This window comes from Stenotrophomonas sp. ZAC14A_NAIMI4_1 (assembly GCF_003086915.1).
Classification (GTDB): Bacteria; Pseudomonadota; Gammaproteobacteria; order Xanthomonadales; family Xanthomonadaceae; genus Stenotrophomonas.
The window spans coordinates 862,905-885,061 of record NZ_CP026002.1; the positions used below are offsets into that span (position 1 = coordinate 862,905).

Annotated in this window: 18 protein-coding genes; 7 read left to right on the top strand and 11 right to left on the bottom strand. The window is 67.2% G+C overall.

Features of this window, described 5'->3' with window-relative positions; all coding sequences use genetic code 11:
* Positions 1–53 precede the first annotated feature (53 nt).
* From C1926_RS03920 to C1926_RS03930, 3 genes are all read right to left on the bottom strand, one after another.
* Positions 54–863 (bottom strand): pseudouridine synthase, encoded by an 810-nt coding sequence (locus C1926_RS03920; protein ID WP_079220777.1) that lies wholly within the window; start codon positions 861–863, stop codon positions 54–56.
* A gap of 20 nt (positions 864–883) precedes the next feature.
* Positions 884–1,396 carry a hypothetical protein gene (locus C1926_RS03925; RefSeq protein WP_079220776.1) on the bottom strand — a complete coding sequence of 171 codons (513 nt, stop codon included), beginning with the start codon at positions 1,394–1,396 and terminating at the stop codon, positions 884–886.
* A 218-nt stretch (positions 1,397–1,614) separates the two neighbouring features.
* Positions 1,615–2,709: an OmpA family protein gene (locus C1926_RS03930; RefSeq protein ID WP_108758316.1), complete on the bottom strand. Its 1,095-nt coding sequence runs from the start codon at positions 2,707–2,709 to the stop codon at positions 1,615–1,617.
* Between the two features lie 556 nt (positions 2,710–3,265).
* Between C1926_RS03930 and C1926_RS03935 the strand changes: the two genes are divergently transcribed.
* The 4 genes from C1926_RS03935 to C1926_RS03950 all read left to right on the top strand — a co-directional run bounded on the left by C1926_RS03935 (position 3,266) and on the right by C1926_RS03950 (position 7,494).
* Positions 3,266–3,907 carry a hypothetical protein gene (locus tag C1926_RS03935; protein WP_108746028.1) on the top strand — a complete coding sequence of 214 codons (642 nt, stop codon included), beginning with the start codon at positions 3,266–3,268 and terminating at the stop codon, positions 3,905–3,907.
* A 105-nt stretch (positions 3,908–4,012) separates the two neighbouring features.
* Positions 4,013–6,043, top strand: a complete 2,031-nt coding sequence (locus tag C1926_RS03940; RefSeq protein ID WP_108758317.1) for an NADPH-dependent 2,4-dienoyl-CoA reductase — start codon at positions 4,013–4,015, stop codon at positions 6,041–6,043.
* A 294-nt stretch (positions 6,044–6,337) separates the two neighbouring features.
* Positions 6,338–6,796 carry a cell wall hydrolase gene (locus tag C1926_RS03945; protein WP_004154513.1) on the top strand — a complete coding sequence of 153 codons (459 nt, stop codon included), beginning with the start codon at positions 6,338–6,340 and terminating at the stop codon, positions 6,794–6,796.
* 86 nt (positions 6,797–6,882) lie between these two features.
* The gene (locus tag C1926_RS03950) at positions 6,883–7,494 is read left to right on the top strand and encodes a glutathione S-transferase N-terminal domain-containing protein (protein WP_108758318.1); all 612 of its coding nucleotides are present in this window, start codon (positions 6,883–6,885) and stop codon (positions 7,492–7,494) included.
* Positions 7,495–7,616: 122 nt separating this feature from the next.
* Here C1926_RS03950 and C1926_RS03955 read toward each other — a convergent pair whose 3' ends face one another.
* The 6 genes from C1926_RS03955 to C1926_RS03980 form a co-directional block, all read right to left on the bottom strand.
* Complete coding sequence (locus C1926_RS03955; protein ID WP_108760621.1) at positions 7,617–8,672, bottom strand: suppressor of fused domain protein; 1,056 nt, start codon at positions 8,670–8,672, stop codon at positions 7,617–7,619.
* 50 nt (positions 8,673–8,722) lie between these two features.
* Positions 8,723–9,226 carry a hypothetical protein gene (locus C1926_RS03960; protein WP_079220773.1) on the bottom strand — a complete coding sequence of 168 codons (504 nt, stop codon included), beginning with the start codon at positions 9,224–9,226 and terminating at the stop codon, positions 8,723–8,725.
* Positions 9,227–9,452: 226 nt separating this feature from the next.
* The gene (prpE, locus tag C1926_RS03965) at positions 9,453–11,333 is read right to left on the bottom strand and encodes a propionate--CoA ligase (RefSeq protein ID WP_108758319.1); all 1,881 of its coding nucleotides are present in this window, start codon (positions 11,331–11,333) and stop codon (positions 9,453–9,455) included.
* Between the two features lie 657 nt (positions 11,334–11,990).
* Entirely contained in the window at positions 11,991–12,605 is a 615-nt protein-coding gene (locus tag C1926_RS03970; protein ID WP_108758320.1) for an RluA family pseudouridine synthase, read from the bottom strand.
* A gap of 206 nt (positions 12,606–12,811) precedes the next feature.
* Complete coding sequence (locus tag C1926_RS03975) at positions 12,812–13,798, bottom strand: malate dehydrogenase (RefSeq protein ID WP_079220770.1); 987 nt, start codon at positions 13,796–13,798, stop codon at positions 12,812–12,814.
* A gap of 117 nt (positions 13,799–13,915) precedes the next feature.
* Positions 13,916–14,407, bottom strand: a complete 492-nt coding sequence (locus C1926_RS03980; protein WP_079220769.1) for a peptidylprolyl isomerase — start codon at positions 14,405–14,407, stop codon at positions 13,916–13,918.
* 249 nt (positions 14,408–14,656) lie between these two features.
* Between C1926_RS03980 and typA the strand changes: the two genes are divergently transcribed.
* From typA to C1926_RS03995, 3 genes are read left to right on the top strand one after another with little or no spacing between them, the layout of a single operon-like run.
* Positions 14,657–16,504: a translational GTPase TypA gene (gene typA, locus C1926_RS03985; protein ID WP_108758321.1), complete on the top strand. Its 1,848-nt coding sequence runs from the start codon at positions 14,657–14,659 to the stop codon at positions 16,502–16,504.
* 9 nt (positions 16,505–16,513) lie between these two features.
* A complete protein-coding gene (locus C1926_RS03990; RefSeq protein WP_108758322.1) occupies positions 16,514–16,981 on the top strand; it encodes a DUF2127 domain-containing protein in 468 nt (155 codons plus the stop codon).
* A 41-nt stretch (positions 16,982–17,022) separates the two neighbouring features.
* Positions 17,023–18,645: an amidase gene (locus C1926_RS03995; RefSeq protein WP_108758323.1), complete on the top strand. Its 1,623-nt coding sequence runs from the start codon at positions 17,023–17,025 to the stop codon at positions 18,643–18,645.
* A 70-nt stretch (positions 18,646–18,715) separates the two neighbouring features.
* Here the strand turns inward: C1926_RS03995 and C1926_RS04000 are convergent, their stop codons facing one another.
* Positions 18,716–19,903 (bottom strand): mechanosensitive ion channel family protein, encoded by a 1,188-nt coding sequence (locus tag C1926_RS04000; protein ID WP_174214077.1) that lies wholly within the window; start codon positions 19,901–19,903, stop codon positions 18,716–18,718.
* Between the two features lie 711 nt (positions 19,904–20,614).
* Positions 20,615–22,006 (bottom strand): 3-deoxy-7-phosphoheptulonate synthase class II, encoded by a 1,392-nt coding sequence (locus C1926_RS04005; RefSeq protein ID WP_079220766.1) that lies wholly within the window; start codon positions 22,004–22,006, stop codon positions 20,615–20,617.
* Positions 22,007–22,157: the final 151 nt, after the last annotated feature.

Sequence of the window (22,157 nt, forward strand, 5' to 3'; positions counted from 1 at the left end):
GCGCCCCCTACGCCTGGAACGGTGGCCGGCGACTGCCGGCCGTGGGCCGGACATCAGCCCGGTGCAGCGGCCCCCAGCCGCTGCTGGTCGCTGACCTCCAGTACCCGCCACTGGCCCTTGCCGAGATCGCCGAGCGCCAGCCCGCCGATCGCAACCCGGACCAGGCGCAGCACCTGCAGGTCGAAGGCCGCCAGCAGGCGGCGGATATGGCGGTTGCGTCCCTCTTCGAGGACCACCTCCAGCCATGCGGTCTTGTCGCCGCTGCGCAGCACGCGCACGGCCCGGGCGACCAGGAACTCGCCCTCGTCGTCGATGCCGGCCTGCAGCGCGGCCAGCGTGGCCTCGTCCGGCAGGCGGTCGATCTGTACGTGGTAGGTCTTGTCCGGCCCGGTCTGCGGGTCGGTGAGGCGCGCGGCCCACTGCGGGTCGTTGCTGAACAGCAGCAGGCCCTCGCTGGCCTTGTCCAGCCGCCCGACGGGTGCGATCCAGGGCAGCCCGGCGCCATCGAAGCAGCGGTAGACGGTATCGCGGCCGCGCTCGTCCTGCGCGGTGGTCACCACCCCGCGCGGCTTGTTGAGCATCAGGTACAGGCGCTTCGGCGCGCCCAGCGGCTGGCCGTCCACTTCGATGGGCGGTGCCGGCTGCGCGATCGGGAATTCGGGATCGCGGACGATGCGCCCGGACACCCGCACGCGGCCATCGGCGATCCAGCGTGCGGCTTCGGTACGCGAGCAGACGCCCGCCTTGGACAGCACGCGCGCCAGGCCATGGCGGACACCGGCGGGTGCGGCAGCGGGCTTCGCACGCCCACGCGGAGCGTGGGAGCGGGCGGCGGGGGTGGCAGGAGGGCGGCGCGTGCGCAAGCCTCTGCTCCCCGCGCGGCTTACTTCTTTTCGCCCGGCTTGGTCTCAGCCGGTGCTTCGGTGGTGGCCGGGACGGCAGCGGCAGCCGGCGCCGGGCGCGCCTTGACCACGCGCACGCCACGCGCCTTCATCCAGGCGTCGAACTCTTCAGCGGTCATGCGCTTGCCGTTCTGGCTCATGTCGAAGCGCCACGGCGTGTTGTCGAACTCGGTCTGCGGCTTGTAGGCGGCCGGATCGTTGGGCTTCACCGCCGGTGCGCTGGGGATGGCCTTGGCGATGTTCTGGCAACCATCGATACGCAGGCGCTGCAGCACCTGGTCCAGCGACTGCGAGGGATCGTAGCTGCTGCCCAGCACGCCGGCAGACATGCCCAGCTGGGTACCGCGGATGTACAGCTCATCGGCCACCGGCGCGATGGCCGTGGCCGGCAGGGGCAGCGGCGAGGCGCTGGTGTTGACCGAGCAATCGACCGCCGCGTGGGCGACGGGAACCAGGGCCAGCGCCAGGACGGCGGCCGATGCAGAGCGCAGCATGAGGGGCATCCACGAAAGGAAGTGACGCGGCGAGTTTAGCAATGCCGCGACAGCTTTCAAGCGCCACTTTCAATGAATACGGCAACTCATTGGTTTTGCGGGCAAAATACCGACGAACGGTTGCCGGCAGCGGGAGCGACCCGCGTTCCAGGGCCCACAAACAACAAGACCCGGCCGAAGCCGGGTCCTGCTGTGTCTTACTGGCAGAGCGTCAGAACTTAGTTCTGGACGTTCAGCTCGGTACGACGGTTCTTGGCGCGACCTTCCGGGTTATCCGAACCATCCGGGTTGGTGTTCGGGGCAATCGGACGGCTCTCGCCGTAGCCGATCGGGCCCTGCAGACGGCCAGCGTCCACACCGTTCTGGGTCAGGTAGTTGTACACGGCGGTGGCGCGACGCTCGGACAGCTTCTGGTTGTAAGCGTCGGTACCCTTCGAGTCGGTGTGACCGGCGACTTCAACGCGCAGGTCCGGGTAACGCTTCAGGATTTCCGAAGCTTCCGACAGGATGGCCACAGCGTCCGGACGCAGGTTCGACTTGTCGAAGTCGAAGTTCACGCCCTTCAGGTCGATCGACACCGGCACCGGGCAACCGTCCGGACCGATGGTCTGGCCCGGCTGCGAGTTCGGGCACTTGTCGTCGCAGTTGTTGACGCCGTCACCGTCGTCATCCAGGTCGGCGCAGCTCGGGGCAACCGGAGCCGGAGCCGGGGCAACAGCAGCCACCGGGGCCGGGCCCAGCGGGATCACGACGCCGACCGAAGCCAGCACGTCGCCGAACCAGTCTTCGTTCGGAGCAGCAATGCTCTTGTCGTCGAAGACAGCACGGTAGGCCACTTCGGCGCGGACAGCAACGCGCTTTTCGAAGGTGGTCTGCAGGCCGACGCCCAGCTTGGCCGCGGCATGACCGTCCTTGCGATCACGCGGGCCGTTCAGGCTGTTGGCCGGGTACTCTTCTTCCGACTTCTGGTAGCCCAGGCCACCGACGATGTACGGGTTCCAGCCGCGGCCTTCGCTGATGAAGTGGCGACGCAGGTCGAACGAGATGCCGTACTGCGACCAGTTCAGATCCTGGTTGGCATCGAAATTCGGGTTCTGGTAGTTCAGCTCACCGTCCAGCGACCACTCCGGGCTGATGAACTTACCCAGGCCCAGGGTGACGAACGGAGCATCGTTGGTCAGGCGGTCGCTGTCCTGGAAGTTGAAGCCGGCCGAACCGGTCAGGTACCAGCGGTCATCGAACTCCTGCGCGGACGCAGCCTGGGCGAAAGCCAGACCACCCAGCAGCGCTGCAGTAAGGATCTTCTTGTTCATTGAGTACAGCTCCTATTTCGGGGGTATGAAACCGGTAGAGGCATGGGCCAGCACTACTGCGTCGATGTTCGACAGCCGATTCAGCACGCCACCGCCGCGAACATTATGCTCAGGCGGGTGAAGGTCATGTTAACAGTCCCGTAACATGTGAAGCGTCGCACCCGACCAGCCACCGGTCCGACATTGAAACCCTATACAGGATCATGAAAATCCGCAAGACCCCCGTGCGACAAGGGTTTGGAGGGGATTAAGGGGAGTAAGCGACAGGTTTGCCGAACCGCTACATCGGGAGATTCAGCGCGCGCCCATTGTCGTGAGGAACCAAATGAGGCGGGCACATACTTCGCCGGCCAAGGGGTGAATGCCCCGGCGTCGAGCGATTTTCTTCTTTCCCGCCCCGGCCTTTGCAGCGTCGTGAACCGCAGGTCCGGGTTAACGCCATTCACGTCACTGGCCGCGTTGCCGCTGTACACGTGCATTGCTCCGCATCTGTATCTATAACGACGGCCAAAGCAGGACTACGGTGGGAACAGATTCCCCCTCCCCCGGAACCCCCATGCCCACCGCCCTCCCCCTGCGCCTGCTCCAGCTTGTCACCGGCCTGTTCCTGTATGGATTCGGCATCGCCCTGATGGTGCGTGCGGCCATCGGCGTGGCGCCGTGGGACGTGCTTTCACAGGGGATTACCCTGCATTCGCCGCTTTCGTTCGGCCTGGTCACCAACCTGGTCGGCCTGGTGGTGCTGCTGTTGTGGTGGCCGCTGCGGCAGAAGCCCGGCGTGGGCACCGTGCTCAATGTGCTGCTGATCGGCCCGTCCGCGCAGTTCGGCCTGTGGTTGCTGCCACCGGCAGCCGGCCTGGCCTGGCAGTTGCTGCTGTTCTGCGCCGGCCTGCTGCTGATCGCACTGGCCACCGGCCTGTACATCGGCGCACGCCTCGGCCCCGGCCCACGCGACGGGCTGATGACCGGCCTGCACGCGCGCACCGGCCGGCCGATCTGGCAGGTCCGCACCCTCATCGAAGGCAGTGCCCTGGCGGTGGGCTGGTGGCTGGGCGGCAACATCGGCCTGGGCACGCTGGCCTTCGCCGTGCTGATCGGCCCGCTGTGCGGCCTGACTCTGGGCTGGTTTGGCATCGGCCGCCCGGTGGGGGGTAGCGCCGGGCCACGCCCGGCGAGCGCGCAGCGCGGCCACGGATGACCGCGCCGCCGGGCATGGCCCGGCGCTACCCGACGCTGCGGCAGCCCTTGCCCCGGCCGAAGTTTCGCGGCACCCTGCGCGCTTCCGTACGCAAGCGTATCGACCATGTCGCCAGCCAACGAAACCGCCTATCCGCACCTGTTCTCCCCGCTGGACCTGGGCTTTACCCAGCTGCGCAACCGGGTGCTGATGGGCTCGATGCACACCGGCCTGGAAGATCGCGCGCGCGACTTCCCGCGCCTGGCCGCCTATTTCGCCGAGCGCGCCGAAGGTGGCGTCGGCCTGATCGTGACCGGTGGCTTCGCCCCGAATGTGGTTGGCTGGCTGAAGCCGTTCGGCGGCAAGCTGTCGTGGCCTTGGGAAGTGCGCCCGCACAAGCAGCTCACCGCCGCCGCGCACCAGCACGGCGCAAAGATCTGCCTGCAGCTGCTGCATGCCGGCCGCTATGCCTATCACCCGCTGTCGGTGGCGCCGTCCAAGCTGAAGGCGCCGATCAACCCGTTCACTCCGCGCGCGCTGTCGGCCAGTGGCGTCGAACGCCATATCGCCGACTACGCCCGCAGCGCGAAGCTGGCCCGCGAGGCCGGCTACGACGGCGTCGAAGTGATGGGCTCGGAGGGCTACCTCATCAACGAGTTCATCGCCCCGCGCACCAACACGCGCACCGATACCTGGGGCGGCGACGCGCGCCAGCGCATGCGCTTCGCGGTGGAGATCGTGCGCCGCATCCGTGAGGCCTGCGGCCCGGACTTCATCATCATCTACCGGCTGTCGCTGGTCGACCTGGTCGATGACGGCAGCAACTGGGAAGAGATCGTGCAGCAGGCACAGGCCATCGAAGCCGCCGGCGCGACGATCATCAATTCCGGCATCGGCTGGCACGAGGCGCGCATCCCGACCATCGCCACGTCGGTGCCACGCGCAGCCTTCGCCGGGGTCACCGCCAAGCTCAAGCCGCACGTGAAGGTGCCGCTGGTCGCCACCAACCGCATCAACATGCCCGAAGTGGCCGAGCGCATCCTGGCCGGTGGTGGCGCCGACATGGTGTCGCTGGCGCGCCCGCTGCTGGCCGACCCGCAGTGGCCGAACAAGGCCCGTGCCGGCCGCGCCGAGGCGATCAACACGTGCATCGCCTGCAACCAGGCCTGCCTGGACCACGTGTTCGAGAACAAGCTGGCCAGCTGCCTGGTCAACCCGCGTGCCGCGCACGAGACCGAGCTGGTCTACCACCCCACCACCGCGCCGAAGAAGATCGCGGTGGTCGGCGCAGGCCCGGCCGGCCTGGCCTGCGCCACGGTGGCCGCCGAGCGTGGCCACCAGGTCACCCTGTTCGATGCCGGCGCGGAGATCGGCGGCCAGTTCAACGTGGCCAAGCGCATCCCGGGCAAGGAAGAGTTCCACGAGACCCTGCGCTACTTCCGCCACAAGCTGCAGGAAACCGGCGTGCAGCTGCGCCTGGATACCCGCGCCGATGCGGCTGCGCTGGCCGGCTTCGACGAGGTGGTGCTGGCCACCGGCATCACCCCGCGCAAGGTCGATTTCCCCGGTGCCGACCACGCCAAGGTGATCACCTACCTGGACGTGCTGCTGGGGCGGGTCGACGTCGGCCCCAACGCGGCGATCATCGGTGCCGGCGGCATCGGCTTCGATGTCGGCGAGTTCCTCAGCCATGCGGGCCCCTCGCCCTCGCTGGACCCGCAGCGCTGGATGGCCGAATGGGGCGTGGACCGCCATTTCGAGGCCCGCGGCGCGCTGGCCAGCCCGCAGGTGGAAGCCTCGCCGCGCCGGCTGTGGCTGCTGCAGCGAAGCGCCGGCAAGCCCGGTGCGCGCCTGGGCAAGACCACCGGCTGGATCCACCGCGCCACGCTGAAGGCCAAGGGCGTGCGCATGCTCGGCGGCGTGGAGTACCTGGGCGTGGATGACGATGGCCTGCGCATCCGTGTGGATGGCAGTGAGCAGCTGCTGCCGGTCGACCACGTGGTGGTCTGCGCCGGACAGGAACCGAACCGCGCACTGCAGGCCGAACTGCAGGCCGCCGGCATCGCCGCGCAGCTGATCGGCGGCGCCGATGTGGCTGCGGAACTGGATGCAAAACGTGCGATCGATCAGGGCAGCCGGGTGGCCGCTGCCCTGTAGTCCGAGCCTGAATGGGGGGCGGAATGTGATTTCCGTCCCTCCGCCCGAACCTGAATGTCAAGCAAGCCGATTCAGGATGCGTTGGGTAATCCCCCCCTACCTTGCGCCGACTTTCTGCTCACCAGCCAGTTCCCGGTGAGCCGGCGCGGCCCCCTCGATCGGATGATCGTTTCTTTTGGGGCCGCCCACGGGGCGGCCCCGATGGCCGCCTCCCCATGACGCCAAGTCGTATCCCGGCCCGCAGCCCCCGCTGCTGGAACCCCGGGCTGCGGCCCACACGGAGCAAGGAGTTATATGAAACTGGCCTGGATTCTCTGGCTGTCGCAGTTGTTGCCGCAGCCGGCCGCTGATTCATTGTGTTTGAGCACCACCGTTTACCTGGAAGCCCGCGACCAGACCCTGCGCGGCCAGCAGGCCGTCGCCGAAGTCGCATTGCGCCGCCTCGACAGCGGCCTGTGGGGCGATTCGATGTGCCAGGTGGTCACCGCGCGCAAGCAGTTCGCCCCGACCATCGTCTCCCCCGGCACCCAGCTGGGCAACGACGCGGCCTGGAGCGAAGCGATGAACGTGGCCTTCGACGCCGAGCGCAACTGGGCGCTGCCGGCCGGCGAACGCCGCGAGATCGTCCCCGGTGCCAGCCACTTCGCCGCGCTGTCCATCGCCAGCCCGAACTGGCGCAATGCCTACCAGGTGGCGACCATCGGCGACCACACCTTCTATAAGGTGCAGAACCTCAAGCCTCGCCAGTCGTAACGATCTGTTGCCGGCGGCAGCGTTGCCGCACGCCGGCAGGCTCTGGGATAGTGGGCGTTTCCCGCCACACCCCGCCTGGAGTCCCCATGAAGCTGTACAGCAAGCCTGGTGCCTGTTCCACCGCCGACCACATCGCCCTGCAGTGGACCGGCCAGCCCTATGAAGTGGAACTGCTGGACAAGGACACCCTGAAGGGTCCGGACTTCCTCAAGATCAACCCGGCCGGCGCGGTGCCTGCGCTGGTCGATGGCGATTTCATCCTGCTGCAGAACGCAGCCATCATGGGCTACATCGCCGACACCTTCCCGCAGGCCGGCCTGGGCGGCGATGGCAGCGCGCAGCAGCGCGCCGAAGCCACCCGCTGGCTGTCCTTCGTCAATTCGGACGTGCACCCGGCGTTCTCGCCGCTGTTCGGGCCGGCCAAGTTCATCGCCGATGAAGGCCAGTTCGACGCCATCCGCGCCGCCGCGCGCAAGCGCCTGCGCGGCCTGTTCGAAACCGCCGACAAGCAGCTGGCCGACAAGCCGTGGCTGGCCGGTTTCCGCAGCTTCGCCGATCCCTACTTCTACATCACCCTGCGCTGGGCTGCGGCCGCCAAGGTCGACCTGGTCGGCCTGGACAACGTGGCTGCGTTCAAGACCCGCATGGAAGCCGACGCGGGCGTGCAGGCCGTGCTGAAGGCCGAAGGCCTGGCCTGAGGCCGGGACGGGGCCAGACGCGGGGTCGGATCCGTCTGCGCAGCAGACGGCTCTGACCCCGATGACCACGGGTCAATCAGTCGAGCAAGCTCGACTCTACGCATCTGCCGCGTTCGTCGCGCTCAGCCGATCTCGCGGATGACGGCACCCTTGCCGTCGCGCAACTGGGTCGGCACCACCTCGATGCGCAGCCTTGACCCCACCAGGTACAGGCCGCGTTCGGCCGGCACCGCTGCCATCGCCTGCAGCCCCGCCTCATCCAGCATCCAGTGCGCGCTGTCGCCTTCTACCTCTTCAACGCTGTCGCCATCGGCCGGGACGAACGTCCACTGCCGCTCACGGCTGACCAGCTCCAGCGGCTTGCCATGGCGCAGACGCAGGCCCAGCAGCTCGGACACGCTGGGAACCTGGCCGGCGCCCAGCACCAGCGTGGTCACGCCCGCCTCCTGCCGCCACCCCAGGGTCTCGATGAACAACATGCCGGTGGTCGAGCCTTCACGCTCACTGCCCTTCCGTGCCTGCGCGGCCAACGCAGGATCATCGAGCAGGTTGCCTCGGTGCAGGTCGGTGATCCACAGCGGCATCGCCGGCTGCAGGGCCTGCAGCACACCGCGGGTCGACCAGCGCCGGATCGCCTCCATTTCTTCGTCGGTCAAGCCGACCAGCTGCAGGAACTGCAGGTGCCCGTTGGCGGTATCGCGCGCCGGCAGCTGCGGATCGGCGATGAAGGCCAGATGGCAGAGCCGGGTGTCCGTCTCCAGTGCGATCGGGCCGTTGGCGTCGAGATGGTGGCCATCTTCGAACACGTTGCCGCTGCCGAACACATAGCGCGCCAGGTTCTGCAGCAGGTTCAACGGCCACACCGGCGGCGTGCTGCCGGCATGCTCGTCGGCGCTGGCTGCCAGGCGGAAGGTCAGCTCGAAGCCGTAGCCGCTGGTGCCGGCATCACTGCTTTCCTTCGCATACAGCTCGGAGAAGCCGTAGGTGATGTAGTGCCAGTGCGGCACGGGGGCGTCGGCCCAGTACACGCTGATGCCGTCCAGCGGATCCTGGCCACCCAGCGTGTAGGGCAACGCAGTGCCGTAGTGGCGCGGCTCCTGGCCGGCATACAGCGGTGCCAGCGCCGCATTGATGGCGTCCCAACCGGGCGTGTCGGTGGTGTCGTGTTCGTCCTGCACGCAGGCATCCTCGAGGGCAGTGGAGTCCACCGCCCACTTTACCCGCCACATCAGGCCTGCACGACCTCGCCCGCCGCCGGCGACAGCAGCACCTGGGTTTCCTGCCACCAACGCTGGGCCAGTGCCGGGCTGCGTGCCTTCGCCACCGCATCCAGCAGTTCCGGGCAGAGCCGCTCCAGCGACAGCGCATCCTTGCAGCGCTCGATCTTCAGCTGCATGAAGTAGCCCTTCAGGCCCAGATGGCGGCGTACTGCCTCGCTCATCGCCTCGTACAACTGCTGGTACAGCGCCGGGTCCTGTTCGCGGCCGCTGCTGAGGGCACGCGCGGCCACCGGCTCGACCGCGCCGCCGACCACTTCGATCAGCTCAAGTGCCGCCAGTTGCTGCAGCGCATCCGGCGGCGCGCGCAGGCCTTCGAGCAGGCCACGCAGTTCGTTGTCATCGCGGCGGCCATCGACCATCAACAGGATCGAACGCAATCCCGCCGGCAGGCGCCGGCCACGGTCTTCGATTTCCTGGCGGCCAGCGGCCGTCTTGGCGTGCAGCAGTGCCATGCATCCCCCCAATCCTTGATGCGCTTCATCTGCGCGCCCGGACGGGCGCGCCCCCTTTGGTCGCCATCGTCAGCGCCGGCGCAGCTTCCCCGAAGCGCAGGCTCTGTTGCAGATCGATGACAGGGCGAGCTTAGCGCATGTCTGGCGGATGGGTAGCGCCAGGCCATGCCTGGCGGCTTTTCCGCGCTTCGCGCTCGCCGGGCATGGCCCGGCGCTACCAGACCGCTTACCGCCCCAGCGCGCGGCGGATTTCTTCCAATGCCCCGGGGTCATCCAGGGTCGACAGGTCGCCCGGGTCGCGCTGCTCGGCCAGCGCCTGCAGCGAGCGCCGCAGCAGCTTGCCCGAGCGGGTCTTGGGCAGCGCGTTGACCACGTGCACGTGTGCCGGCCGGGCCACCGCACCGAGCGAGGCGGTCACCGCCGCCATCATCTCGGCCACTACCGGCGCCGGGTCCTCGCCGTTGAGCCCCTGCTTGAGGGTGACGAACACCAGTGGCACCTGCCCCTTCAGCTCGTCCTTGACCCCGATCACCGCCGCCTCGGCCACGCGCGGGTGGCCGGAGATGGCTTCCTCGATCTCGCGCGTGCCCAGGCGGTGCCCGGCCACGTTGATCACATCATCGGTGCGGCCGAGGATGAAGGTGTAGCCGTCGTCATCGCGGATGGCCCAGTCCAGCGAGCTGTACAGCAGTTCCTTGAAGTGGCTGAAGTAGCTCTGCATGAAACGCGCATCGTCGTTCCACACCGTGCTCATGCAGCCCGGCGGCAGCGGCGGGGTCACCACCAGCACGCCCTTCTGCCCGGCTGCGACTTCCTCGCCGGTGTTCTCGTCGATCACCTTCATGCGATAGCCGAGGTTGGGGAAGCCCGGCGAACCGAAGCGTACCGGCTTCATGTCCAGCCCCGGCAACAACGTCAGCGCGGGCCAGCCGGTTTCGGTCTGCCAGTAGTTGTCGATGATCGGCTTGCCCAGCGCCTCGCTGATCCAGTGCGCGGTGGGTTCATCCAACGGTTCGCCCGCCAGGAACAGGTACTTCAGCGCGTCCAGGTCGTGGCGGTGGATGAAGTCGGCATCGTGCTTCTTCAGCACGCGGATGGCGGTGGGCGAGGAGAACATCGTGCGCACGTTGTACTGCTCGCACAGCGCCCACCAGATGCCCGGGTCCGGGTTGGTCGGCAGCCCTTCATAGAGCAGCGAGGTGCAGCCACCGATCAGCGGCCCATACACGTTGTAGGAATGGCCGACGGCCCAGCCCACGTCCGAGGTGGAGAACATCACCTGGCCCGGCTGGCAGTCGAACACCGTCTGCATCGACTGCGCCATCGCCACGGCATAGCCGCCCACGTCGCGCTGCACGCCCTTGGGCTTGCCGGTGGTGCCGGAGGTATAGAGCAGGTAGCTGGGTTCGCTGGACTCGAGCCACTTCACCGGCACGTCCACTTCACCCACCTGCGCGCGCAGTGCGGCGTAGTCGACATCGCGGCCGGGCACGCGCGGCTCGGCCGGATCCAGGCCGCGCGAAACGATCAGCACGTGTGGCGGCGGGCTGGTCGCCTCGGCGCAGGCAGCGTCCACCATGGCCTTGTACGGGATGACCTTGCCACCGCGCATGCCGGCATCGGCGGCGATCAGCAGCTTCGGCCTGGCGTCGTCGATGCGCAGCGCCAGGTTGTGCGCGGCGAAGCCACCGAACACCACCGAATGCACCGCACCGATGCGCGCGCACGCCAGCATGGCGAACACGGCTTCGGCCATGTTGGGCATGTAGATGACCACGCGGTCACCGTGGCCCACGCCCAGGCGCTGCAGCACTGCGGCGAAGTCATTCACCTCGCGGTACAGCTGGCGGTAGGTGATTTCGCGGGTGATGTTGGTTTCGGTGGAGACCGCCACCAGCGCGAGCTGGTCGGGCCGATCAACGAGGTGGCGATCGACGGCGTTGTAGCAGAGGTTGGTTTCGCCCCCGACATACCAGCGGCGGAACGGTGGATTGCTGTAGTCCAGCACCTGCTTCGGCGGCACATGCCAGTAGATGCGCTTGGCTTCCTCGCCCCAGAACGCCTCCGGCTCGTCGATCGAGCGGCGGTAGGTTTCCTCGTAATTCATGACGCAGCCCTCCCAGACGAAGTCATGCATTCGAGGATAGTCCCGCGCTGGCATGCGGGCCGCCCTACCTTGGTAGGGGGTGGGGTTTTTCATGCAGGGCTGCCGCCCTGCACCTGCAGAAGCCGAAGCCGAAGCAACAGCAGAAGCGGGTTTCCTGAGAGTAGGCGGGGTGGGTCCGGTTGAGGGGGACGCCGTGAACCCGTCCATAGGGGCTTGGTCGCGGCATCCATGCCGCTCACACCCCCTCAACCGGACCCACCCCGCCTTCGACAGTTCCCTGCGATCTGTCGGGACGGCGCTCTGCTCTGGTGGGTGCCGACCGTTGGTCGGCACGGGGTCGGATCCCGTTGCTGCGCAACGGGCTCTGACCCCAGAAGAATTTCGATATCTGACAGATGTGTCGACCAACGGTCGACACCTACCAACAGCCGCACAGTCGCCGTTACCAACAGCCGAGTGAAATTGTCGAAGGCGGGGCACTGTGGGTTTGCGGGGTGTGAGCCGCATGGATGCGGCGACCAAGCCCCCATGGATGGGTTTACGGCGTCCCCGCAAACCCACAGTGCCCCGCCATCCCACGGAATGCCGCTCTGGCTTTTGACGTTGCCGTGGCTTGAAGCAGGTGCAGGGCGCAGCCCTGCCGAACCCACCTCCCCCTTAGAACGGAGCCGCGGACTCGAACGCCAGCGCGGCACCCGTCACCGGGTGGCTGAACGCCAGCGCGCACGCATGCAGGTACACCCGCTGCGCCGGCGTGGCGCCATACAGCACATCACCCACGATGGGATGGCCAAGACTGGCCATGTGCAGCCGCAGCTGATGGCTGCGCCCGGTCACCGGCTCCAGCGCCACGCGCGTGCGCTGCGCCTGCACATCGCGGGCGAGCACGCGCCACCGCGTCAGCGCCGGCTTGCCACGTTCGTGGTCGACCTGCTGCTTCGGCCGGTTCGGCCAGTCCACGATCAACGGCAGGTCCACCGCGCCGGCCTCTGCCTCCAGCAGCCCCTCCAGCACCGCCTCGTAGCGCTTGCTGACACTGCGCTGCTCGAACTGCATCGACAATGCCGCCTGCATCGCCTTGCCGCGCGCATGCAGCAGCAGGCCCGACGTCACCTGGTCCAGGCGATGCACGGTCAACGCATCCGGGTACAGCGCCTGCAGACGCGCCACCACGCAGTCCTGGTTTTCTTCGCTGCGGCCGGGCACGGACAACAGGCCGGCCGGCTTCTCGGCCACCAGCAGTGCGTCGTCGATGTAATGCAGGTGGATCATCAGTATCCCTGGCCCTCAAACAGCAACGGGGAAGCCTGAGCTTCCCCGTTGCTTGGTACCGACCAACGGTCGGCACCTACCTTCTGGATCACGTACCGACCAACGGTCGGCACCTACCTTCTGGATCACGTACCGACCAACGGTCGGCACCTACCTTCTGGATCACGTACCGACCAGCGGCCGGTACCTACCGGTCAACGCCGGTATCAGCCCAGCAGGTGGGCGACGCCGGAGCGCTCTTCTTCCAGCTCGGCCAGGGTCTTGTCGATGTACTTCTGGCTGAAGTCGTCGATCGGCAGATCCTTGACCAGGGTGTACTTGCCATTCTCGGTGGTCACGGCGAAGCCGAAGATCACGCCTTCCGGAATGCCGTAGGAACCGTCGGACGGCACGCCCATGGTGACCCACTTGCCGTTGCTGCCCAGCACCCAGTCACGCACGTGGTCGATGGCAGCGTTGGCGGCCGAAGCAGCCGAGGACGAGCCACGGGCTTCGATGATCGCCGCGCCGCGCTTGCCCACGGTCGGGATGAAGGTGTTGGCGTTCCATTCCTGGTCGTTGATCGCATCGGCGATGGAAGCACCATCGGCGGTGGCGAAACGGTAGTCCGGGTACATGGTCGGGCTGTGGTTGCCCCACACGACCAGCTTCTCCATGCCACCGACCGGCTTGCCGAGCTTGGTCGACAGCTGGCTCAGCGCGCGGTTGTGGTCCAGGCGCAGCATGGCGGTGAAGTTTTCCGGCTTCAGGTCCGGGGCCGACTTCATGGCGATGTAGGCATTGGTGTTGGCCGGGTTGCCGACCACCAGCACCTTCACGTCACGGCTGGCGACCTTGTTCAGCGCCGCGCCCTGGGCGGTGAAGATCTTGGCGTTTTCCAGCAGCAGGTCCTTGCGCTCCATGCCCGGGCCGCGCGGACGCGCGCCGACCAGCAGGGCGATGTCGGCATCCTTGAAGGCCACTTCGGCGTCGTCGGTGCCGACCATGCCGGCCAGCAGCGGGAAGGCGCAGTCTTCCAGCTCCATCATCACGCCCTTCAGGGCGGCCTGGGCCTTGTCGACCGGCAGTTCCAGCAGCTGCAGGATGACCGGCTGGTCCTTGCCCAGCATTTCGCCGGAGGCGATGCGGAACAGCAGGGCGTAACCGATCTGGCCGGCAGCGCCGGTCACGGCAACACGAACGGGTGCTTTCATGGGGGTTTCCTCTTGCTTGCAAGCGTTGGATGGAACGCCGCGGGCGTGGCACGCAGGCCTGGCGGGCGGCGGGGAACAGGGAAACGGCCACCGAGGGGTGGCCGTTTCGAAGGGGGATCAGGCGGCGAGGATCTTGTTCCACTCGGCGACGCGGTCGGCCTGTGCGGCCAGCGCGGCGTCGACGTCGCCTTCCAGGGTGATCGAATGGATCACGTCGCCCTGCTTGACCGAATCGACGATGGCCTGGCCTTCCAGGACCTTGCCGAAGACGGTGTGGCGGCCGTCCAGCCAGTCGGTCTTGATGTGGGTGATGAAGAACTGGCTGCCATTGGTGTTCGGGCCGGCATTGGCCATCGACAGCGAGCCGACCTCGTGCTTCACGCCGTTCTTCTCGTCCTCGAACTTGTAGCCCGGGCCGCCGGTGCCACGACCCTGCGGGCAGCCGCCCTGGATCATGAAGTCGGCGATCACGCGGTGGAAGATCAGGCCGTCATAGAAGCCCTGCTTGACCAGGTTGACGAAGTTGGCAACCGTCAGCGGCGCCTTGTCGGCGAACAGCTCGACCTTGATCGGGCCCTGGGTGGTGTCGAAAGTGGCGATGAGGGACATGAAGATCCTTGATGCAGATGGGGTTGCGTCTAGCCGCCTAGTTTACACCCGGCTCGTGGCAGCGGCGCCTTCGACCATGGGCCAACGGGACCGGTCCCGCCGGCCGGGGGGCACCGTTCAGCCAGCCCGGGCAGGCCCCTGAATGGGCCTCTGCCCGGGCCTGAAATCAAGGTTTTCGCGAATCGTCAACTTCGACGTATAATGTTGGACTTCTTTTTCCAAATCCGGCGCCGACTGGCCCCCTTTCGTATGTCCATCGAAAACCTTCGCAACATCGCCATCGTCGCCCACGTCGACCATGGCAAGACCACCCTGGTCGACCAGCTGCTGAAGCAGTCCGGCACCCTGTCCGAGCGTACCGTCCTCGCCGAGCGCGTGATGGACAGCAACGACCAGGAAAAGGAACGCGGCATCACCATCCTGGCCAAGAACACCGCCATCACCTGGGAAGACAAGAAGACCGGCATCAAGAACCGGATCAACATCGTCGACACCCCGGGGCACGCCGACTTCGGCGGCGAGGTCGAGCGCGTGCTGTCGATGGTCGACACCGTGCTGATCCTGGTCGACGCCATGGACGGCCCGATGCCGCAGACCCGCTTCGTCACCCAGAAGGCCTTCGCGATGGGCTTCAAGCCGATCGTCGTGGTCAACAAGGTTGACCGCCCGGGTTCGCGTCCGGAGTGGGTCATCGACCAGGTCTTCGACCTGTTCGACAAGCTCGGCGCCACCAACGAGCAGCTGGACTTCCCGATCGTCTATGCCTCGGCCCTGAACGGCTACGCCGGCCTGGAAGACACCGTGCGCGACGGCGACATGACCCCGCTGTACGAAGCGATCATGCAGCATGCGCCGAAGCCGGAAGTCGATCCGGAAGGTGCCTTCCAGATGCGCATCAGCCAGCTGGACTACAACAACTTCGTGGGCGTCATCGGCATCGGCCGCATCCAGCGCGGCACCCTGAAGAAGAACATGCAGGTCGCGGTCATCGACCGTGAAGGCAAGAAGCGCAACGGCAAGGTCGCGCAGGTGCTGGGCTTCCTGGGCCTGGAGCGCATCGAGCAGGACACCGCCGAAGCCGGTGACATCGTCGCCATCTCCGGTATTCCGGAGCTGACCATCTCCGACACCCTGTGCCACCCGGAAACCCCGGAAGCGCTGCCGGCACTGACCGTCGACGAGCCGACCATCTCGATGACCTTCCAGGTCAACAACTCGCCGTTCGCCGGCAACAAGGACCTGTCCGGTGGCAAGTTCCTGACCAGCCGCCAGATCAAGGACCGCCTGGACCGTGAAAAGGTCCACAACGTGGCCCTGAAGGTCGAACAGCTGGAAGACGCCGACAAGTTCCTGGTCTCCGGCCGTGGCGAACTGCACCTGTCGGTGCTGATCGAGAACATGCGTCGCGAAGGCTACGAGCTGGCCGTGTCGCGCCCGGAAGTCATCATCAAGGAAATCGACGGCCAGATGATGGAGCCGATCGAACAGCTGGTGGTGGACATCGAAGAAATCCACCAGGGCGGCGTGATGGAAAAGCTGGGCACCCGCAAGGGCCAGCTGAAGAACATGGAGCCGGACGGCAAGGGCCGCGTGCGCCTGGAATACTCGATCCCGGCCCGTGGCCTGATCGGTTTCCAGAACGAGTTCAAGACCCTGACCCAGGGTTCGGGCCTGCTGTTCCACGTGTTCGACCATTACGGTCCGAAGGAACAGGGCGCGATTGCCAAGCGAATCAACGGCGTGATGATCGCCAATGCGCCGGGCACCACGCCGGCCTACTCGCTTGGCCCGCTGCAGGAACGCGGCAAGCTGTTCGCCGCTGAAGGCGACAACGTGTATGAAGGCCAGCTGGTCGGTATCCACTCCAAGGACAACGACCTGACCGTCAACGCGATCAAGACCAAGCCGCTGACCAACATGCGCGCTTCGGGCAAGGACGATGCGATCCAGCTGACCCCGGCGATCAAGTACTCGCTGGAACAGGCCCTGGACTTCATCGAGGACGACGAGCTGGTCGAGATCACCCCGAAGGAGATCCGCCTGCGCAAGAAGTTCCTGACCGAAAGCGACCGCAAGAAGGCTTCGCGCGGCGGCTGAGCCTGACCCGTGAGCCAGAACGGCTACAACCCGGATCCGCACCGGCATCCGGGTCTCCACGTCATCGCCCTGCTCGAAGCGAGCAAGGCGATGCTGGCGTTGTTGGCTGCGACCGGGCTGGAAATGCTCGGTCCGCAGCCGCTTCGCGATGGGGTCAATGCCCTGATCCGGCGTTTCAGCCTGGACCCGGATCACGGCACCCTGCCCTCGCTGTTGAACATGATCAGTCCCGACGCGGTGCACCTGGCCGCAGCGGCGATGATCGGCTACGGCCTGCTGCACCTGGTCGAAGCCTGGGGCCTGTGGAAGGCCAAGGCCTGGGCCTCCTGGCTCGGCTGCCTGACGGCCTCGATCTACCTGCCCTTCGACATCTACGCGGTGGTCCGCCATCCCGGCTGGGCGTCCTGGAGCGTGCTGGCGATCAACCTGATCGTCGTCTACGTCCTCGCCCGCGACCTGCGCAAGCGCCGCCACTGAGCAGCCGCTACACTGACGATTGGAGCCGACCCAGCCGTCCGATGCGCCCGTTCCTGCCTTCCCTGCTGACCTGCCTGATCGCGGCCCTGCCCGCGCTGCTTGCCGTGGGCTGCAGTCCGGCCACACCCGCGGCGCACGCCGCCGCACCCGGCAGCAGCAACGTGCCCTTCCCCTACGCCGAAACCGACGTGGCCGACCTGCAGGCACGGATGGTCAGCGGTGAACTGGACAGCGCCACCCTCACCGCCGCCTACCTCAAGCGCATTGCTGCCCTGGACCGCACCGGGCCGCGCCTGCGCGCGGTGCTGGAGCTGAACCCCGATGCCCTGAAGGAAGCGGCCGAGCGCGACCGCGAGCGCCGTGCAGGCCGCCTGCGCGGCCCGCTGCATGGCATCCCGGTGCTGCTGAAGGACAACATCAACGCCGCGCCCATGGCCACCACGGCCGGCTCGCTGGCGCTGCAGGGCTTCAAGCCCGGCGATGCCTACCTGGTGCGCCGCCTGCGCGAGGCCGGCGCGGTGGTGCTGGGCAAGACCAACCTCAGCGAATGGGCCAACTTCCGCGGCAACGACTCGATCTCCGGCTGGAGCGCCCGCGGCGGCCAGACCCGCAACCCCTACCGCCTCAGCCATTCGCCCTGTGGCTCCAGCAGCGGCAGCGCGGTGGCCGTGGCCGCAAACCTGGCCAGCGTGGCGATCGGCACCGAAACCGACGGCAGCATCGTCTGCCCGGCGGCCATCAATGGCGTGGTCGGGCTGAAGCCCACCGTCGGCCTGGTCAGCCGCGAAGGCATCATCCCGATCTCCTTCAGCCAGGACACCGCCGGGCCGATGACCCGCAGCGTGGCCGATGCGGCCGCCGTGCTGACCGCCATCGCCGGCCGCGATGATGCCGACCCGGCCACCGCCACCATGCCTGGCCGCGCCGTCTACGATTACACCGCGCGGCTGGACCCGCAGGGCCTGCGCGGCAAGCGCCTGGGCCTGCTGCAGACGCCACTGCTGAAGTACCGTGGCATGTCGCCGCTGATGGACCACGCTGTGGCCGAGCTGCGCCGCGCCGGGGCAGTGGTGGTGCCGGTGGCCATGCCCAACCAGGGCGCCTGGGACGAGGCCGAGCGTACCGTCCTGCTGTACGAGTTCAAGGCCGGGCTGGAGCGCTACTTCGCCACCTACCAGGCCCCGATGCGCAGCCTGGCCGAGCTGATCGCCTTCAACCAGGCCCATGCGAAGCAGGAACTGGGGCTGTTCGGCCAGCAGCTGCTGCAGGAGGCCGACGCCACCGCCGGGCTGGCCGCCCCCGCCTACATCCGTGCACGCAGCGACGCGAGGCGCCTGGCGGGCCCTGAGGGCATCGACGCGGTGCTGGCGGCACACCAGCTCGATGGCCTGATCGCCCCGACCACCGGCATCGCCTGGCCGCTGCGCAGCAGCGGTGATGATTTCCCGGGCGAGAGCTACAGCGCCGCCGCCGTGGCCGGCTACCCCAGCCTGAGCGTGCCGATGGGGCAGATCGACGGCCTGCCCGCCGGCCTGCTGTTCATGGGCACCGCCTGGAGCGAGCCGAAGCTGATCGAGATGGCCTACGCGTACGAACAGCGCACCCGCGCGCGGCAGCCGCCACGGTTTGCCACCGACGCCCTGATCGACGCCGGCGACCCGTAATCATCTGGTAGCGCCGGGCCATGCCCGGCGGACGGCACGTGCCGCTGCGCTCGCCGGGCATGGCCCGGCGCTACCGTTCGGGTTCCGGCTCCCCCGGCACGATCGCCGCCTCACCATCCTCCGCACCCGGCGAACGCACGTCCGCCGTGCGCGCACGCGGCCCGCGCGGCATGTCCAGCTCATCCTCGTGCTGCAGGCGCGCACGCACCTGCGGCAGCGACTGCGGATGTTCGCGGGCGAGGAAATCCAGCATCCGTTCGCGCACCAGGCAGCGCAGGTCGAAGGCATCGCCGGAGCTGCGCGCACTGACCAGCAGGCGCACCTGGATCGCGCGTTCGCTGGTATCGGTCACCTGGGTCACGCACACGCGGCCATCCCACAGCGCCTCGCCACGGCAGATGCGCTCCAGCTCGGCACGGATCGCCGCGATGGGCGCGCGGTAGTCCAGCCAGAAGAACGCGGTGCCGAGCAGGTCGGCGCTGCGTCGCGTCCAGTTCTGGAAGGGGTTTTCGATGAACCAGGTCAACGGCACCACCATCCGCCGCTCATCCCAGATACGCACCACCACGTAGCTGCTGCCGATCTCCTCGATGCGCCCCCACTCGCCCTCCACGATCACCACGTCATCGAGGCGGATCGGCTGGGTCACGGCGATCTGCAGGCCGGCGATCAGGTTGCCGAACACCGGCTTGGCCGCGATACCGGCCACCAGGCCGATCAACCCGGCCGACGCCAGCAGCGCCGAACCGATCTTCGCCACCATGTCGAACTGCAGCAGCACCAGCGAGGCGCCGAGGACGATGATGCCGCCCATGATCACCCGGCTGAGCACACGGGTCTGGGTCTGGATGCGGCGCGCTTCGAGGTTGTCGGCTACGTCGATGGGATTGCTGCGCAGGATGGCGCGCTCGATGGCGCTGACACCGCGTACCAGCAGCCAGATGAAACACGCCACCAGGCTGATGTGCAGCACCCGTTGCAGATTGCCCAGCAGCGGATCCTGCAATGGCGTCGCCTGCAGCGCGGGAATCAGCAGCAGCAGCGGCAATGCCGTGGCCAGTGGCAGGCCGAGCACACGACCGATGCGCGCACGGCGCCGATCACGCCCTTTCAGCCGGTGATAGATCCACAGGATCACCCAGGCACCGATGCCGCCGATCACCAGCGCCAGTCCCAACGGCCACGCATAGGCCTGCATGTGCTGCCAATGCACGCTTGCCACCTCCACTCGAACATGCGAATGGACAGGGTCGCGCATGGCGCATGAGCGTGTTGTATGCAGGGTTGGCACCCTGCACCCGCAAACGTCAACGTCAACGTCAACGTCAACGTCAACGTCAACGTCAAAGGCGGGTTTACTGAGGGATGGCGGGGTGGGTCCGGTTGAGGGGGACGCCGTAAACCCATCCCTGGGGGCTTGGTCGCGGCATCCATGCCGCTCACACCCCCTCAACCGGACCCACCCCGCCTTCGACAGTTTTCCGCGATCTGACGGTACGGCACGGGGTCGGATCCCGTTGCTGCGCAACGGGCTCCGACCCCATTTTGAATATTGATATCTGACAGAAAGATCGTGTCGACCAAGGTCGACACCTACCAGCAGCCGGCGTTGCCAGTAGATCCACGCCATGCGTGGATGAATTCATTCGATATCTGACAGATGTGCCGACCAACGGTCGGCACCCACCAACAGATCGCAGGGATCTGCCAGAGGTGGGGCGGTGTGGGTGGGCAGGACCGTTGGCGCCATGGATGGCGCCATCGAGCCCCCATGGGTGAGGGCGCTTTGCTTGCGAAGTACTGCTTCGCAAGCGCCCGAACGCACAGCCGCCAGCGGCTGGGCCGGACCCCGGAGGGGGGTTTACGGCGTGTCCTGACCACCCACACCGCCCCGCCATCCCACGGAATGCCGCTTTGGCTTTGGCTTTGGCTTTGGCAGGTGCAGGGCTGCAAGCCCTGCAGAAAAAACCTACCGCGCCTGCTCCTGCTTGCGCACGATCGCCATCGCGATCTCCAGCGACTGCTCATAGTTCAACCGCGGGTCCACCGTCGAGCGATACGCACGCTCCAGGTCACGCTCGGTCAACTCGCGCGCACCACCGGTGCATTCGGTCACGTCCTCGCCGGTCAGCTCCAGGTGCACGCCACCCAGCCGCGTGCCCGCCGCAGCGTGCAGGTCGAAGGACATTTCCACCTCGCCCCGCACGTTGTCGAAGCGACGCGTCTTGAAGCCGTTGGCCGTGCTCTCGGTATTGCCGTGCATCGCATCACACACCCACAGCACGCGACGACCATCGCGCTTCACCGCGTCCAGCAGCGGCGGCAGCTTCTCGGCAATCTGCGCCGCCCCCATGCGGTGGATGAAACTCAGGCGGCCGGGTTCGTCGTCCGGGTTCAGCACGTCGATCAACCGCAGCAATTGGTCCGGCTGCACCGACGGGCCCACCTTGATCGCGATCGGGTTGCGTACGCCACGCAGGTATTCCACATGCGCGCCATCCAGCGCGGCAGTGCGCATGCCGATCCACGGGTAATGCGTGCTCAGGTTCAACCAGCCCTGCTGGCGCGGCACCTGGCGGGTCAGGGCCTGCTCGTAGGGCAGCAGCAGCGCTTCGTGCGAGGTGTAGAAATCGATGCGGTTGAGGTTGTGCACGCGGGCCCCGGCCAGGGTCTCCATGAAGTGCACCGCGTCGCCGATCGAGGCCACCATCTTCTGGTACTCGGCGGCCAGCGGCGAATGCCGCACCCACTCCAGGTTCCAGTACTCGGGGTGGTGCAGGTCGGCGAAGCCACCATCGATCAGCGCCCGCACGAAGTTCATCGTCATCGCCGAATGCGCGTGGGCCTGCAGCATCCGCTTCGGGTCCGGCAGGCGCGCAGCCTCGGTGAATGCCGGCGCGTTGATCACATCGCCGCGGTAGCTCGGCAGGGTCACACCATCGCGGGTCTCGGTGTCGGCCGAACGCGGCTTGGCGTACTGGCCGGCGAAGCGGCCAACGCGGATCACCGGCTGGCGCAGGCCGTGCACCAGCACCAGGCTCATCTGCAGCAGCACCTTCAGGCGGTTGGAGATCGTGCCCGATTCGCAGTCGCTGAAATTCTCCGCGCAGTCACCGCCCTGCAACAGGAAGCGCTTGCCCTCCTGCGCATCAGCCAGCTGCTGCTTCAGCGCCAGGATCTCCCACGAGGTCACCAGCGGCGGCAGCCGCTTCAGCTCATGCAGGGCCGCGTCCAGGGCAATCGGATCGGGATAGGTCGGCATCTGCAGGGCGGTCTTGCCACGCCAGCTCTCCGGCGACCAGCCAGCGCCAGCAGCGGTCGCAGCAGGATCAGAGACGGGCGGAACGGCGGACAGGCTCATTGCAGGATTCCGGGGGTGGGGGACGGTCATGGTCGCAGAGCCGGCCGCTGCCGCAAAGGCCCGGGCGACGCCTGCACATGGCTGAACGCCGGGGAAAGGTCAGCGCGAGCGGCCACAAACCGCATGCCCACAGCCCCCCGGACAGGCGCAT

Bases quoted from the DNA above. Each gene is read 5' to 3' on its own strand.
- C1926_RS03925 (WP_079220776.1), bottom strand. From the start codon at position 1,396: ATGCTGCGCTCTGCATCGGCCGCCGTCCTGGCGCTGGCCCTGGTTCCC.
- C1926_RS03930 (WP_108758316.1), bottom strand. From the start codon at position 2,709: ATGAACAAGAAGATCCTTACTGCAGCGCTGCTGGGTGGTCTGGCTTTC.
- C1926_RS03935 (WP_108746028.1), top strand. From the start codon at position 3,266: ATGCCCACCGCCCTCCCCCTGCGCCTGCTCCAGCTTGTCACCGGCCTG.
- C1926_RS03940 (WP_108758317.1), top strand. From the start codon at position 4,013: ATGTCGCCAGCCAACGAAACCGCCTATCCGCACCTGTTCTCCCCGCTG.
- C1926_RS03945 (WP_004154513.1), top strand. From the start codon at position 6,338: ATGAAACTGGCCTGGATTCTCTGGCTGTCGCAGTTGTTGCCGCAGCCG.
- C1926_RS03950 (WP_108758318.1), top strand. From the start codon at position 6,883: ATGAAGCTGTACAGCAAGCCTGGTGCCTGTTCCACCGCCGACCACATC.
- C1926_RS03960 (WP_079220773.1), bottom strand. From the start codon at position 9,226: ATGGCACTGCTGCACGCCAAGACGGCCGCTGGCCGCCAGGAAATCGAA.
- prpE (WP_108758319.1), bottom strand. From the start codon at position 11,333: ATGAATTACGAGGAAACCTACCGCCGCTCGATCGACGAGCCGGAGGCG.
- C1926_RS03970 (WP_108758320.1), bottom strand. From the start codon at position 12,605: ATGATCCACCTGCATTACATCGACGACGCACTGCTGGTGGCCGAGAAG.
- C1926_RS03975 (WP_079220770.1), bottom strand. From the start codon at position 13,798: ATGAAAGCACCCGTTCGTGTTGCCGTGACCGGCGCTGCCGGCCAGATC.
- C1926_RS03980 (WP_079220769.1), bottom strand. From the start codon at position 14,407: ATGTCCCTCATCGCCACTTTCGACACCACCCAGGGCCCGATCAAGGTC.
- typA (WP_108758321.1), top strand. From the start codon at position 14,657: ATGTCCATCGAAAACCTTCGCAACATCGCCATCGTCGCCCACGTCGAC.
- C1926_RS03995 (WP_108758323.1), top strand. From the start codon at position 17,023: ATGCGCCCGTTCCTGCCTTCCCTGCTGACCTGCCTGATCGCGGCCCTG.
- C1926_RS04000 (WP_174214077.1), bottom strand. From the start codon at position 19,903: ATGCGCGACCCTGTCCATTCGCATGTTCGAGTGGAGGTGGCAAGCGTG.
- C1926_RS04005 (WP_079220766.1), bottom strand. From the start codon at position 22,006: ATGAGCCTGTCCGCCGTTCCGCCCGTCTCTGATCCTGCTGCGACCGCT.